General features: G+C 56.5%; 9 protein-coding genes. 1 reads left to right on the forward strand and 8 read right to left on the reverse strand.

Annotation, left to right across the window (positions count from 1 at the left end; translation table 11 throughout):
- Nucleotides 1-46 precede the first annotated feature (46 nt).
- The 8 genes from EGK14_RS15005 to asd all read right to left on the reverse strand — a co-directional run bounded on the left by EGK14_RS15005 (nucleotide 47) and on the right by asd (nucleotide 11,942).
- Nucleotides 47-325, reverse strand: a complete 279-nt coding sequence (locus tag EGK14_RS15005) for a helix-turn-helix transcriptional regulator (RefSeq protein ID WP_125289902.1) — start codon at nucleotides 323-325, stop codon at nucleotides 47-49.
- Nucleotides 315-635: a type II toxin-antitoxin system RelE/ParE family toxin gene (locus EGK14_RS15010; RefSeq protein ID WP_125289903.1), complete on the reverse strand. Its 321-nt coding sequence runs from the start codon at nucleotides 633-635 to the stop codon at nucleotides 315-317. The genes EGK14_RS15005 and EGK14_RS15010 overlap by 11 nt, the downstream gene beginning before the upstream one ends.
- A gap of 210 nt (nucleotides 636-845) precedes the next feature.
- A complete protein-coding gene (glgP, locus tag EGK14_RS15015) occupies nucleotides 846-3,293 on the reverse strand; it encodes a glycogen phosphorylase (protein ID WP_125289904.1) in 2,448 nt (815 codons plus the stop codon).
- 19 nt (nucleotides 3,294-3,312) lie between these two features.
- A complete protein-coding gene (gene glgA, locus EGK14_RS15020; RefSeq protein WP_125289905.1) occupies nucleotides 3,313-4,746 on the reverse strand; it encodes a glycogen synthase GlgA in 1,434 nt (477 codons plus the stop codon).
- A 75-nt stretch (nucleotides 4,747-4,821) separates the two neighbouring features.
- Complete coding sequence (glgC, locus tag EGK14_RS15025) at nucleotides 4,822-6,111, reverse strand: glucose-1-phosphate adenylyltransferase (RefSeq protein ID WP_125289906.1); 1,290 nt, start codon at nucleotides 6,109-6,111, stop codon at nucleotides 4,822-4,824.
- Nucleotides 6,112-6,123: 12 nt separating this feature from the next.
- The gene (gene glgX / locus EGK14_RS15030; RefSeq protein ID WP_125289907.1) at nucleotides 6,124-8,109 is read right to left on the reverse strand and encodes a glycogen debranching protein GlgX; all 1,986 of its coding nucleotides are present in this window, start codon (nucleotides 8,107-8,109) and stop codon (nucleotides 6,124-6,126) included.
- Nucleotides 8,106-10,292, reverse strand: coding sequence for a 1,4-alpha-glucan branching enzyme (gene glgB, locus EGK14_RS15035; RefSeq protein ID WP_125289908.1), 2,187 nt, complete (start codon nucleotides 10,290-10,292; stop codon nucleotides 8,106-8,108). The genes glgX and glgB overlap by 4 nt, the downstream gene beginning before the upstream one ends.
- Nucleotides 10,293-10,832: 540 nt before the next feature.
- On the reverse strand, nucleotides 10,833-11,942 hold the full coding sequence (gene asd, locus EGK14_RS15040) for an aspartate-semialdehyde dehydrogenase (RefSeq protein WP_125289909.1): 1,110 nt from the start codon (nucleotides 11,940-11,942) through the stop codon (nucleotides 10,833-10,835).
- Between the two features lie 241 nt (nucleotides 11,943-12,183).
- Here asd and EGK14_RS15045 point away from each other — a divergent pair, with 241 nt between their 5' ends.
- Nucleotides 12,184-12,777, forward strand: coding sequence for a YhgN family NAAT transporter (locus tag EGK14_RS15045; protein ID WP_125289910.1), 594 nt, complete (start codon nucleotides 12,184-12,186; stop codon nucleotides 12,775-12,777).
- Nucleotides 12,778-12,867: the final 90 nt, after the last annotated feature.

Below are 12,867 nucleotides of genomic sequence, written 5' to 3' on the forward strand. Positions count from 1 at the left end.
GGCGGAATTGATTTCCGCCCTTTTTGTCATCAGGCTCAGGCCGCTATCAGAAGTAAAGCGTGGCGTTATCGATACCGCAGGCTCTGGCGTAGCGCGCAAGCGTCTCCAGGCTGGCTGAAGTGATATTTTTTTCCATCCTGGAAACGGTGGGCGGCTTTATTCCCATGCGTTCAGCGACCTGCGCGCTGGTTAGCCCTGCCCTGGAACGCCATTCAAGCAACAATGCCTGTAAGCGCTCTTTTCTTTCCGCCGCTTCCCAGGCCGCACGGTACTCAGGATCGCCCATCATCTCTTCATGGATCTGTGAATGCGTTTTATATTTCACGTTTCATCTCCTCCAGACGCTGCCAGGCTAAGTCTGTTTCCGCACGCGGTGTTTTTTGCGTTTTCTTAATAAAAATGCGCAACAGATAAATTTTGCTCCCTGCCTGATATACCCATAGCCCACGAGCAATGTCGCTGCCCATTGTTCTGACCTCGTACAAACCTTTTCCGAGGGGCCTGGTATCAGGTTCACGTAACAGACGAGGGTTCTCTTCCAGCTTTTTGATTAACCTGTCCAGTTTTACCCTGACGGTTATCGGTAGCGCTTTCAGTTCCGCTTCCGCTTTATCATGCCAGATAACGGTAAACATGCTCTCACTCCCTGAGAAATAATAGCCTTTAAGCTAATTTAGCTCAACCCTCTACGATGCGTGTTACAGACATAGCGGGAGTCAGAAAAATGAAGATCCAGAGGGAATTCCGACAGAACGGGGAGAAACTTCTTCAGGGCAACTCTCGCCATGCTGTATAAAAATACAGCACAGCGAGTCTTCAGGTAAAGCGTTTAATCACGGCAGAGCTTAGAGACGGATTGGCTTGATGCCCCAAATCTCATCGGCGTATTCCTGAATGGTGCGATCCGACGAGAAGTAGCCCATATTGGCGATGTTCAGCAGCGTTTTACGCGTCCATTCTTCCGGATGGCGGTAAAGCTCGTCCACCTTGTCCTGCGTATCCACGTAGCTGCGGTAGTCTGCCAGCAGCTGATAGTGGTCGCCCAGATTCACCAGCGAATCATAAATATTGCGATAGCGGCCGGGCTCCTGTGGGCTGAAGGTGCCGGTGGCGATCTGCGTCAGCGCCTGATGCAGCTCGGCGTCCTGTTCGTAGTATTTACGTGCGTTATAGCCCCGGGCGCGCAACTCCTCGACCTGCGGCGTGGTGTTGCCGAAGATAAAGATATTCTCTTCGCCGACGTGCTCCAGCATCTCGACGTTAGCGCCGTCCAGTGTCCCAATAGTCAGCGCGCCGTTCAGGGCAAATTTCATGTTGCTGGTGCCGGACGCTTCCGTGCCCGCCAGAGAAATCTGCTCGGAAAGATCGGCCGCCGGAATAATGACCTGGGCCAGGCTGACGCTGTAGTTGGGAATAAACACGACCTTCAGCTTATTTTTCACCTGCGGATCGTTGTTGATCACCTGCGCGACATCGTTAATCAAATGAATAATATGTTTTGCCATGTAGTAGGCCGACGCGGCCTTACCGGCAAAAATATTGACGCGCGGCACCCAGTTGGCATCCGGATCGGCCTTGATCCGGTTGTAGCGGGTGATCACATGCAGCACGTTCAGCAGCTGACGTTTGTACTCATGGATACGCTTGATCTGCACGTCGAACAGTGCGTGAGGATCGATAACGATATCCATTTTCTGGGCGATATGCGCCGCCAGCCGCTTTTTATTGGTCAGCTTGGAATCGCTGATCCTTTTCAAAAAGCCGGGATAGTCAATATGCTGCTTCAGCTCGTCAAGCTGGCTTAAGTCGGTACGCCAGTGGCGGCCAATGGTATCGTCCACGACTTCTGAAAGCGAAGGATTGGCCAGCGCCACCCAACGGCGTGGCGTCACGCCGTTGGTTTTATTGCAGAAGCGGCCAGGAAACAGCGCGGCAAAGTCGGCGAACAGCGACTGTACCATCAGGTTAGAGTGCAGTTCGGAGACGCCGTTAACCTTGTGGCTGACCACGACCGCCAGCCAGGCCATCCGTACCTGACGACCGTTGTTCTCATCAATGATCGAGATGCGCGACTGTAGATCCCAGTCATCGGGATAGTAGTCCTGAATCGTTTTCAGGAAGTAGTCGTTAATATCGAAAATAATTTGCAGATGGCGCGGCAGGATCCTGCCGATCATATCTACCGGCCAGGTTTCCAGCGCTTCCTGCATCAGCGTATGGTTAGTGTAGGAGAAGACCTGACAGGTCACTTCAAACGCGTCGTCCCAGCTGAACTTATGCTCGTCGATCAGCAGGCGCATCAGCTCCGGGATAGCCAGCACCGGGTGGGTATCGTTCAGGTGGATGGCAATCTTATCCGCCAGGTTATCGAACGTCTGATGCATCACCCAATGCCGGTTAAGAATATCCTGCACCGTGGCCGACACCAAAAAATACTCCTGGCGTAAACGCAGCTCGCGCCCCGAGTAGGTCGAATCATCCGGGTAAAGCACGCGCGAGACGTTTTCCGAGTGGTTTTTATCTTCCACCGCCGCAAAGTAATCACCCTGATTAAATTTCCCCAGGTTGATTTCGTTACTTGCCTGCGCGCCCCACAGGCGCAGCGTATTGGTGGCATCAGTGTCAAAGCCCGGAATGATCTGATCATAGGCCGTCGCCAGCACTTCTTCGGTTTCCAGCCAGCGAGAACGGCTGCCTTCAACCTGAATACGTCCGCCGAAGCGGACTTTGTAGCGGGTGTTGAAGCGCTGGAACTCCCACGGGTTGCCGTACTCCAGCCAATAATCCGGCGATTCCGCCTGGCGGCCGTCGACGATATTCTGCTTAAACATGCCGTAGTCGTAGCGGATGCCGTAGCCGCGTCCAGGCAGGCCCAGCGTGGCGAGCGAGTCCAGGAAGCAGGCGGCCAGGCGACCCAGACCGCCGTTGCCCAGCCCCGGATCGCTCTCCTCGCCGATCAGATCCTCCAGATCGAAGCCCATCTCTTCCAGCGCGGCGCGAGCGTCTTCGTAAATACCCATTGCCAGCAGCGCATTAGAAAGCGTGCGGCCTACCAGAAATTCCATCGACAGATAATAGACCTGACGCACATCCTGGGACAGCTGCGCCCGGTTAAAACGCAGCCAGCGTTCCACCATCCGATCCCGCACCGCCAGCAGCGTGGCGTTTAGCCATTCGTGTTTGTTGGCAACGGAAGGATCCTTGCCGATAGTGAACATCAATTTATAGGCGATGGAGTGCTTCAGTGCCTCGACGCTGAGCGTTGGGGCGGTATAGATGAAAGGTGCGTTCATATCAATTTTCCTGGGTTCTTTACAGCAGACGTTGATAGAGATCGCGGTAGGCCACGGCGGCCACCTGCCAGCTAAAATCCATTGCCATTGCCTGACGCTGTACGTAACGCCACAGCGAAGGGCGCGACCAGAGCACAAAGGCGCGGCGGATGGCACGGAGCAACGACCAGGCATTACTGTCTTCAAAGACGAAACCGCTGGCGATGCCGTCGGCCAGATTCTCCAGCGAGCTGTCGTTGACCGTATCGGCCAGGCCGCCGGTACGCCGCACCAGCGGCAGCGTGCCGTACTTCAGGCCGTAAAGCTGCGTCAGCCCGCAGGGCTCAAAGCGGCTCGGCACCATAATCACGTCGGCGCCGCCCATGATGCGGTGCGAAAAGGCTTCGTGGTAGCCAATCTGCACGCCGACCTGACCCGGATATTCCGCCGCCGCCGCCAGGAAGCCCTGTTGCAGCACCGCATCGCCCGCGCCCAGCAGCACCAGCTGACCGCCCTGTTCCAGCAGTCCAGGCAGCGCCTCCAGCACCAGATCCAGCCCTTTCTGCTTCGTCAGGCGGCTGACCACGGCAAACACCGGTGCTTTTTCGTCAATTTTCAGCCCCATCGCAATTTGCAACTGGCGCTTATTCTCCTGCTTGGCGTCTAACACGTCGCGGTTATAGCGCGTGGTCAGCAGCAGATCCTGCTCCGGATCCCAGATTAGCGGATCCACGCCGTTCAGGATGCCGGTCAGCCGCCCTTCCATCTGCCGCTGCTTCAGCAGATCTTCCATGCCGTAACCAAATTCCGGCTGGGTGATCTCGCGCGCATAGGTCGGGCTGACCGCCGTAATATGATCGGCATAGAACAGACCCGCTTTGAGGTAAGAGATCTGCCCATAAAACTCCAGGCCGTGCATATTGAAGAAAGACCACGGCAGCTGGATTTCATCCAGATGATGCGCGTAAAACAGCCCCTGATACGCCAGGTTATGTACGGTAAACACGGATTTTGCCGGACGGCCTCTGGCGGCCAGATAGGCGCAGGTCAGACCGGCGTGCCAGTCGTGCGCGTGAACCACTTCCGGTCGCCAGAAGGTGTCCAGCCCGCAGGCAATTTCGCAGCCCATCCAGCCCAACAGCGCAAAACGGAGATAGTTATCCGTATAGGCAAACTGCGACTCATCGTGATACGGGCTGCCAGGGCGATCGTACAACCCCGGCGCGTCGATCAGATAGATGCCTACGCCGTCGTACTGTCCATAAAGCAGCTCGACATAGCCGGCAAAAGTATGCAGTCGGGCGACCACTTCAGTATCCGGTATCCCTTTTTTCAAGTCCGGAAACGCCGGGATCAATACGCGAGTATCAATCCCCTGTGCAATTTGCGCCGCCGGTAATGCTCCCACAACATCAGCAAGCCCGCCCGTTTTTAGCAGCGGGAAAATTTCTGAACAGACATGTAAAACCTGCATTATCGGCTCCTTTACTTTGTTCTGACGCGTTCCTCCGCATCAAATACCTGTGCTTTATTTTTGTACTTTATGCGGTCAACTGCGCCAGCCCAGCTTCGCCAGCATGGAACGCGTCACCAGCACAATGCCTTCTTCCGAGCGGTAAAAACGGCGCGCGTCATCATCCGGATTCTCACCGATTACCGTTCCTTCGGGCAGCACGCACGCACGATCTATAACGCAGCGGCGCAGGCGACAGGAGCGCCCCACTACCACATCCGGCGACAGCACAGAGGATTCGATATTGCAGAAAGAATTGATTCTTACGCGTGAAAACAAAACGGAATTCACTACTACCGAGCCGGAAATGATGCAGCCACCCGATACCAGTGAATTCATCGTCATTCCATGACTGCCTGACCTGTCCTGCACAAATTTCGCCGGCGGCAGCGGCTCCATATGGGTGCGGATAGGCCATTCACGGTCGTACATATCCAGCTCCGGCGTCACCGACGCCAGATCGAGGTTGGCTTTCCAGTAAGCTTCCAGCGTGCCGACATCACGCCAGTAAGGCGGCGCGTCTTTATCGCTTTGCACGCAGGAAAGGCTGAAGGAGTGCGCCAGCGCTTCGCCGGTCGCTACGATCTTCGGCAGGATATCTTTGCCGAAGTCATGGTTCGATTCGGGAATTTTCAGGTCGTCTTCCAGCAGCTGATAAAGATAGTCGGCGTTAAAGGTATAGATGCCCATGCTCGCCAGCGCCAGGGTATCGTTGCCCGGCATCGACGGCGGATCGGCCGGTTTCTCCAGGAAATCGACGACTTTATTCCGATCGTTGACCGCCATCACGCCGAAGGCGCTGGCCTCTTCAATCGGCACCGGCAGGCAGGCGATGGTGCATTTCGCGCCGTTCTCCACGTGATCCAGCAGCATGCGCGAGTAGTCCATTTTGTAGATATGGTCGCCGGCCAGGATCACGATATATTTCGCCTCATAGCGCCGAATAATATCCAGATTCTGCGTCACGGCATCCGCCGTGCCGCGATACCAGTGCTCGGTAGTCTGGCGCTGCTGAGCAGGGAGCAGGTCGACGAACTCGTTCATCTCCTCGTTAAAAAGCGACCAGCCTCGCTGGATATGCTGCACCAGCGTGTGCGACTGGTACTGGGTGATCACCGCGATCCGTCGGATCCCGGAGTTCAGGCAGTTTGACAGGGCAAAATCGATAATGCGGAACTTGCCGCCGAAATGGACGGCAGGCTTGGCGCGGTTAGCGGTAAGGTCTTTCAGGCGCGTGCCGCGTCCGCCCGCCAGGATCAGGGCTACAGTTTGCGACGGCAATTGTCTTGCCAACATCAGAGGGTCGTTCTTATCTAAAGTGGCCATGCCTGACTCCTGTTATGGTTGTTCCTGGAACACGCACACACCGTGCGCGGCTCCATGCCAGACAGTTAACAGAACGGGGTTGTTATCCCCGGCGAAGGGCGGAATGGCGTGCCAGCGCCCTGGTGGCAGCGTGATGTCGCACACTTCTTCGGTGGCGTTCATCACGATCAGCCAATGCTGCGACAGCCGGATCTGCATCCTGCGTTCGCCGTGGTGCCAGGCGTCGGCGGACATCGGCTGAGCGTCCGGCCCAAGCCATTCCACATTGCCGTCGTCAATCTGCCACCAGCGATCGGCCTGAAGCGCAGGAATGCGTTTGCGCAAGTGGATCAGGGCAGCAGTAAAAGTGAACAGTCCGCTGTTGTTGTTTTCCCAGTCCAGCCAGGTCAGCTCGTTATCCTGACAGTAAGCGTTATTGTTGCCGTGCTGAGTGTGGCCGTGTTCGTCGCCGGCCAGCAGCATCGGCGTGCCCTGCGAAAGCAGCAGCGTAGTCAACAAACCGTGTACGCTGCGCAAACGGTGCTCGGCCACCAGCAGCGGCGCGTTCAGCCCTTCCACGCCGTGGTTATAACTATAGTTGCCGTTGTGGCCGTCGCGGTTATCTTCACCGTTGGCCTCGTTGTGTTTTTCGTTGAAGCAGACCAGGTCGGTCAGGGTAAAACCGTCGTGCGCGGTGATCAGGTTGATGCTGGCCGAAGGCAGCCGCCCTTGCTGGTTAAAGATATCGCTGGAGCCGGCGAAACGTTTGGCGAACTCAGCGTTGCTGCTGTCGCCTTTCAGCCAGAAGCGCCGCATCGTGTCGCGGTACTGGTCGTTCCATTCGGCAAACGGCGGCGGAAAGTTGCCGACCTGATAGCCGTCCGGGCCGATATCCCAGGGTTCTGCAATCAGCTTGCACCGGGAGAGCAGCGGATCTTCCTGCATCGCTTCAAAAATAGAGGCGTGCGGATGGTATTCCGGCGTGCGACCCAGCACCGTCGCCAGGTCAAAGCGGAAGCCGTCGACGTGGCAAACCTCAACCCAGTAGCGCAGGCACTCCAGCGTCCAGTCCAGCACGTTAGGATGGCTGATGTTGAGCGTGTTGCCGCAGCCGGTCCAGTTTTCATACTTGCCCTGCTCGTCCAGCCAGTAGAAGCTTTTGTTATCCACGCCGCGCTTCGACAGCATCGGCCCGGTTTCATCCAGCTCGGCCGTATGGTTAAACACTACGTCCAGCACCACTTCAATGCCCGCCGCATGCAGCGCTTTCACCGCCTGCTGGAATTCATCACGCGGATGCACGCCGTTCACGCCGGAAGCGTAACGGGAATCCAGCGCATAAGGCGCCAGCGGGTTATAGCCCCAGTAGTTGGTCAACCCAAGCCGCAGCAGACGCGGCTCGTGCGCGAAGAAGGCGACCGGCAGCAGTTCCAGCGTGGTAATACCCAGCCGCCTGAAGTAGTCGATCATCACCGGATGGCCCAGCGCGGCATAGGTGCCCTGGATTTCTTTCGGGATACCGGGATGGCGTTTGGTCAGGCCGCGTACGTGAGCCTCGTAAATGACGGTGGAGCCCCACGGCACGCGCGGTGATTTATCATCTTCCCAGTCGAAATCATCGGTCACAACCACGCTACGCGGCGCAACTGCCGCGCTGTCTCTGGTATCCAAAACCTGTGGGCCGCACTGAAAACGAGGATCGTCAGTGACTTCACCGATCACTTCGCGCGCGCAGGGGTCAATCAGCAGCTTGTGTGGGTTAAAGCGATGCCCGGCTTCGGGCTGCCAGGGCCCGTGAACGCGGTAGCCATAAAGCTGGCCCGGTTTGGCAGCTGGCAGATAGCCGTGCCAGATATCGCCGGTGCGGGCGGGCAGCGTCATTCGCGTTTCACGGCCCCGCTCGTCAAACAGGCAAAGCTCAACCCGCTCGGCGTATTGCGAAAACAGCGTAAAATTAACGCCCTTGCCGTCATAGGTCGCGCCTGTCGGCGTGGATTTACCGGGCTGCAATTGACTCATGAGGCCTCCCTGACCAGCCATACCGTAGCAAGCGGCGGCAAGGTCATACTGATTGAGTGTTCACGGTTATGGCTCGGAATAGCTTCGCTGCTAATCGATCCCAGATTACCGACATTGCTACCGTGATAATGTGCGGAATCGGTATTCAACACTTCCTGCCAGCTTCCCGATTGCGTAACGCCGAAACGGTAGTCGTAGCGCGTAACAGGCGTAAAGTTGCTGACAACAATCAGTTCGTTGCCTTCACGATCGCGGCGTACAAAAACAAACACCGAGTTATCAAAATCATCCACGACCAGCCACTCAAAGCCCATCTGGTCGAAATCAAGCTGATACAGCGGCGGATGCTCGCGGTAGGTATGGTTCAGATCGCGCACCAGGCGCTGTACGCCGTTGTGCCAGTTGTCCTCGCCCTCCAGCAGATGCCAGTCCAGGCTGATATCGTGATTCCACTCTTTGCCCTGCGCGAACTCATTGCCCATAAACAGCAGCTTTTTACCGGGGAAGCCGTACATCCAACCGTAGTAGGCGCGCAGATTGGCGAACTTCTGCCAGACGTCGCCGGGCATCCGATCCAGGATAGAACGCTTGCCGTGCACCACTTCATCGTGTGACAGGGGCAGCACGAAGTTTTCGGTAGAGTTGTAAAGCATTCCGAAGGTCAGATTGTTGTGGTGATGCTTGCGGTAGAGCGGATCCACCTGCATGTAGTCCAGGGTGTCGTGCATCCAGCCCAGGTTCCACTTGTACCAGAAGCCCAGGCCGCCCGTTTCGGACGGACGCGTGACGCCCGGAAAATCAGTGGATTCTTCCGCCACGGTCACGGTGCCGGGCGCGGCATTACCCAGCGTGCGGTTGGTGTAGCGCAGGAAAGCGATAGCTTCCAGATTTTCCCGGCCGCCAAAATGGTTAGGGATCCATTCCCCTTCCGCCCGGCTGTAGTCGCGATAGATCATGGAGGCAACGGCATCCACGCGCAGGCCGTCGATGCCAAAACGTTCGATCCAGTAAAGCGCGTTGCCGGTCAGATAGTTGCTGACTTCACGACGGCCAAAGTTATAAATCAACGTGTTCCAGTCCTGATGAAAGCCTTCGCGCGGGTCGCCGTGCTCATACAGCTCGGTGCCGTCGAATTTAGCGAGGCCAAAATCATCGGAGGGAAAATGTCCCGGCACCCAGTCCAGCAGTACGTTCAGCCCTGCCTGATGGGCGACCGCAATAAAGTTACGGAACTCGTCGCGCGTGCCGAAACGGCGCGTTGGGGCATACATGCCGGTAGGCTGATAGCCCCAGCTACCGTCAAACGGATGCTCATTAATCGGCATCAGCTCAAGATGGGTAAAGCCCATCTCTTTGGCGTAGGGCACCAGCTGCTCGGCCAGCTCTTTGTAGCTCAGCCAGTAGTTGTTGTCCGTATGGCGACGCCAGGAGCCGAGATGCACCTCATAAATAGAGATCGGCGCGTCAAAATCGTTGGCCCGCTGGCGCGCTTCCGACATGGTGGTTTTAGGCGGAATGCCGCAAATCATCGAGGCGCTGTCCGGCCGCATCTGTGCTTCAAAAGCATAAGGGTCGGATTTCAGCCGCAGCTGTCCGTTTTTATCGATGATTTCATATTTATAAAGCTGCCCCTGTACGGCACCGGGCACAAACAGCTCCCAGACGCCACTTTCCTGACGCAGCCGCATAGGATGGCGACGGCCATCCCAGAAGTTAAAATCGCCGACCACGGAGACACGACGGGCATTAGGCGCCCATACGGAAAAGCGGGTGCCGATAACGCCATCAATCACGTCCGAGTGCGCGCCCATGCTCTCATAGGGACGTAAGTGGGTGCCTTCCGCCAGCAGCCAGCTGTCCAGCTCTTTCAGCAACGGCCCGAAGCGATAGGCATCATCCACCAGGTTTTGCTGACCATGCCAGGTGACGGCCAGCTGGTAGCGGAACATATTTTTGCGGCGTGGGATCACGCCTTCGAAAAAACCTCGTGAATCAATACATTCCAGCTGGGCACATTTCCGGCCGGTATTGGTTTCGATTACCCAAACTTCGGTGGCGTCCGGCAACAGGGCGCGCACCGTCAACCCCTTTGGGGTTTGATGCATGCCGAGTAGCGAAAAGGGGTCAGCATAATGGCCGGAAATTAACGCATTAATTAACCGGCGATCCGTAAGCTCTGACATGACTGTACCTGTAATGTATGGCAGGCGATCCTTTTTCAGAAAAAAACGAATGCGCTGCTCTTCATTGAGCCAAAAGCACGCTGGCGGGTACGGCCTGACATCCTGTGCAAAAAACCGCCGCAGCGTGCGACAACTTCTGTTGAATACTCAAAACGAGATCGGACGTGGCAGACAGCGCCAAACATCTTGCGATCGGGCGATACAGCTAAGCATAGCCAGGGCGCCAGTAAAGCCAGGGTCGAATGAAGAAAAAATATTGCTTTCAGATCAAACTTTCACAGATTAGCAAGCGGCAGGGAAAAGCAGGGAAGCCGGAGCGATAAAATTCACCTCCGGGAACAAAAGCAGCTAAGGCGCGCGGTTAACCGCTTTCACCGATCGCGACGTGCCAACCGTTGGTGAATGTTTAAACAGCGCAACTGTTATCGTTGATATTGGGAAAGATATGGAAATTAAAAATGAAAAGGAACCTTCGCGGCACGTCAGCTATGACCGCGTGCAGAGCAAAGCGCCCTGCCGTTCTGGCAGGGCAAGGCCATCTTAATCCACCAGCAGTCGTAGCATCCGGCGCAGCGGCTCGGCGGCGCCCCACAGCAGCTGGTCGCCGACGGTAAAGGCAGAAAGATATTCCGGCCCCATATTCAGCTTGCGCAGGCGGCCCACAGGCGTTTTCAGCGTGCCGGTCACCGCCGCCGGCGTCAGCTCGCGCATGGTCAGCTCACGGTCATTTGGCACCACGGTAGCCCATTCGTTATGGGCGGCCAGCAGCTGTTCGATTTCCGCCAGCGGCACATCTTTTTTCAGCTTCAGCGTAAATGCCTGGCTGTGGCAGCGCAGCGCGCCAACGCGCACGCACAGGCCGTCAACTGGAACAGTGCGTGCTGGCTGCAGGATCTTGTTGGTTTCCGCCTGGCCTTTCCACTCTTCGCGGCTCTGGCCGTTTTCCAGCTGTTTGTCGATCCACGGGATCAGGCTACCCGCCAGCGGTACGCCAAAGTTATCGGTTGGCAGCACGCCGCTGCGGCTCATCTCGGTGACCTTGCGTTCGATATCCAGGATGGCAGAGGCCGGATTTTGCAGCTCTTGCGCCACGCCGTCGTGCAGCATTCCCATCTGCGCCAGCAGCTCACGCATATGCCGCGCGCCGCCGCCGGAAGCCGCCTGATAGGTCGCCACGGACGCCCACTCCACCAGATCCTGGGCGAACAGGCCGCCCAGCGACATCAGCATCAGGCTGACGGTGCAGTTGCCGCCCGCAAACGTTTTAATGCCTTTGTCCAGCCCCTGACGAATAACGTGATGGTTGACCGGATCCAGGATAATCAGCGCGTCGTCCTGCATACGCAGCGTGGAGGCCGCGTCAATCCAGTAACCCTGCCAGCCCGCCGCGCGCAGCTTTGGATAAATCTCGGTGGTGTAGTCGCCGCCCTGACAGGTGATAATGATATCCAGCGCCTTCAATGCGTCCAGATCGTACGCATTTTGCAGCAGGCCCGGAGACTGACCGCCAAACTGCGGCGCGGCCTGGCCATGCTGAGAAGTGGAGAAAAATACCGGGCGGATGACGTCAAAGTCGCGCTCTTCCGTCATCCGCTGCATCAGCACGGAACCGACCATGCCGCGCCAACCAATTAAGCCTACTGATTTCATATTGCACCTGTTTCAGGCTGATTTGCCCGTCTGCGAGTAGCCTTGAGCCGCCCGCTGGCGAAAGGCAAACTGTCTGCGACAAAAACGCCTGACCTGTTAGAGTAAGTGATAAGAAAGAAATATGGCTATCACCTTACAAAATGCAGCAAAAGTGGCAAGTGAATTAATTCGATTAGCGCGGCTTTTTTAGCAGAGCTGCTTATAACGGAAGACCAGCCCCGGTGGAAAGAAGGAGAAACCCATGACAGAGATGATTTCGGTGACCATATTATTGCTGCTTATTATGGATCCGCTGGGCAATTTGCCGATTTTTATGTCGGTTTTAAAGCATCTGGAGCCGAAACGTCGTCGGACGGTGCTGATTAGGGAAATGCTGATCGCGCTGGCGATTATGCTGCTGTTCCTCTTTGCCGGTGAAAAAATTCTCGCGTTTCTGAACCTGCGAACGGAGACCGTCTCGATTTCCGGCGGCATTATCCTGTTTCTGATCGCTATCAAGATGATTTTCCCCTCGCACGAAAGCAACAGCAGTGGCCTGCCCGCAGGCGAAGAACCTTTTCTGGTGCCGCTGGCCATTCCGCTGGTCGCTGGCCCTTCGCTGCTGGCGACGCTGATGCTGCTGTCGCATCAGTATCCCAACAACATCGGCTACCTGGCGGGCTCGCTGCTGATCGCCTGGGGCGCTACGGTGGCGATCCTGCTCTTTTCGGGGCTGTTTTTACGGCTGCTGGGCGAAAAAGGCGTTAACGCGCTGGAGCGTCTGATGGGCCTGATCCTGATTATGCTGGCCACACAGATGTTCCTGGACGGGATCCGCGCCTATCTGAAGCTCTGATCTTCCTCTTATGTACCCTGTGCTAAGGCTAAAAAAAGAGCCTTAGCCTCTGCATAGCGCCTTGTTAACTCCAGGAAAATTTATATAAAA

It is taken from the genome of Erwinia sp. 198 (assembly GCF_003937915.1).
In the GTDB taxonomy this organism is placed as follows: Bacteria; Pseudomonadota; Gammaproteobacteria; order Enterobacterales; family Enterobacteriaceae; genus Erwinia; species Erwinia aeris.